The organism is Paraburkholderia sp. USG1, from assembly GCF_031570135.1.
Classification (GTDB): domain Bacteria; phylum Pseudomonadota; class Gammaproteobacteria; order Burkholderiales; family Burkholderiaceae; genus Paraburkholderia; species Paraburkholderia dioscoreae.
This window is the reverse complement of record NZ_JAMWXW010000072.1, coordinates 1-2,129: the sequence shown is the minus strand read 5'-3', so window position 1 is coordinate 2,129 and position 2,129 is coordinate 1. Positions and strand designations below refer to the sequence as shown.

Below are 2,129 nucleotides of genomic sequence, written 5' to 3'. Positions count from 1 at the left end.
CAAACTTAATATTCCCGTACGACATGCGGCTGCGGTACCGATGATCTGATGGCGCTGCCGGTGAGCGGATTTTCAGCGCGCGCCGTTCGTCCACAACTCATCGAGGTGCGACCATGTCAACCAGCCCGATCAGCGGTCCCGGTTCCTTTGCATCGCCCGGTCCATCCAGTCCCAACACAACTTCCGCCCCGTTGGCCACGCCCCCGCGCGGCGCGCAGGCGGCAACGCCGGACAAGCCCGGACCCGGGGCGTCCGCCAGCCAGGTCCAGTCCCAGTCCCAGGGCCAGTCGCAGAACAGGTCGCAGGGCGCGGCGACGGCGCACACGCTGCAGCATCATCACGCCGCGGCGACGCGGCAGCCTGACCAGATATCGGCAACGCAGTTCGCCACGTCCATGGTCACGACATACGACGGTGGCGCGCACTCGCGCAACGAGGCCGCCGACCGGAACAACACGCTGCCCGTGCTGCAGACGGCGCGCCTGTCGATGACCGGCCTGCCGCCCGGGCAGGTGAAGAAGAACCTGGATGAAATGCAGTTTGCCGGCGCGCTGGCACAGATGAGCGAGGCAAGGCGCGTCCAGTTCGCCCAGCGCGCGAACGCGCTGCGCACGGCGCCGCAGGACCAGTATGCCGCCATGCAGAGGTCGTTGCGGAACGACGTCAACCGTGAACTGGGCCGCGTGCGGGCGGACCCGGTGAGCCGCATGCAGGCGGTATTCAACGCGCCGGTGGGCATCGCGTTGCTGGGCGAAAACGGCCAGCAGCAGATGGCCGCGTTGCGCAACGCCCAGACGCAGATGAATGCGCCCGGCGCCACGCCCGCGCAGCGGGAGCAGGCCTTCGCCGGCGGCAGCGGAATCAAGACGCGTCTGCAGAGCCAGATCCTGCAGAAATCGCAGGATATTTACGCCGCCCAGCAGAAGAAATGGGCCGACTCCATGGCGCGCGTGAACCAGATGCTCGACGACGCGCAGAAATACCAGGCCGACACGATCCAGTTGCCGGGCAACTCCGATGATCCGGAGTGGGACGAGAACACGCGCAAGCCGGCCTACGCGAAGACGTTTCCGTACCAGTCGGTGATGGAGAAGCTGCTGTCGCCCGATGGCTATTCGCAGCAGGAGCGTGGCCATTCGACTGGGCGCACCCTGCCGCCGGAGGATCGCGCGCGCGATCTGCTGACGTTCCAGCAGGGCATGTCGGATCCGGGCTCGGACATTCACCGGCGCGTCATGAAACTGGAGCAGCAGGCACTCTCGACGATGGCCGCGCCCGGCCCCGATCTGGACGCGGGCAGTCCGGCCACGACTCTCAGCGACGTGGCGGCCCATCCCCCGCAATATGATCAGAACTACGTACAGAATCTCGCAGCCGGTTATCGGGGGGTGCTCAGGGATACCGAGCTGCAGAACCGGGTGATGCTGCGCAAACCCATTCCGGGTCTGGCGGACCAGGTGCTGTACGGCATCGGCCGCTTCGCCGCTGACCTGTCGCCGATCCCCGGCCTGGACTGGTTCGCCAACCAGCTGCTCGACGTCCAGTTTCCGGATCACGGCGGGCTGAGCGACCAGCAGGTGAAAAACGTCGACATGGGGGCGATGTTTACCGGGTTGCTGCTCGGCAGGGGCGAGCCAGAGGGCGAGGCACTGCTGAAGCCGCCGGTCGTCGGGCATGGCGAGGCGCCGGGGGGCGGACCGGGGGAAGTCCATGGCACGGGCAGCGGCACTGAGAGCCGCACTGACGGCGGCACCGGCCCGACGCAGGAACCGCCCCCCGGCATGACCGCGCCGCAGGCCGGGCCGGCTGCAAACGGACCTCAGGGTCAGCCGCCGCAGGGCGGCGCGGGCTCTGCCTTCACGCCCGGCGGCATGCCCAAAGGCTATGCACTCAACCGCGCGCCGGCATCGTATGGGCCATCGGCGACGCCGGGTGTGTATGCCGATGCGGCCAACGGCCAGAAATTCATCATCGCCGACGGGCAGGCCTTTGCGGTGCGCTACGACAAGGAGAATGCCACCTACCGGATCTACGATCCGGCCAACCCGAGCCGTCCCACCTATCCCGTGCGGCGCGACCCGGAAACCGGACGGTGGGAGATCCACAACAATGTCGGTTTGCAGGGAGGC

General features: G+C 67.5%; 1 protein-coding gene. It reads left to right on the top strand.

Translation table 11 applies throughout. The features are described 5' to 3' along the window. Positions 1–113 precede the first annotated feature (113 nt). Positions 114–2,129, top strand: a 2,016-nt coding sequence (locus NE850_RS39275) for a hypothetical protein (RefSeq protein WP_310700415.1), incomplete at its 3' end; no start/stop codon positions are given.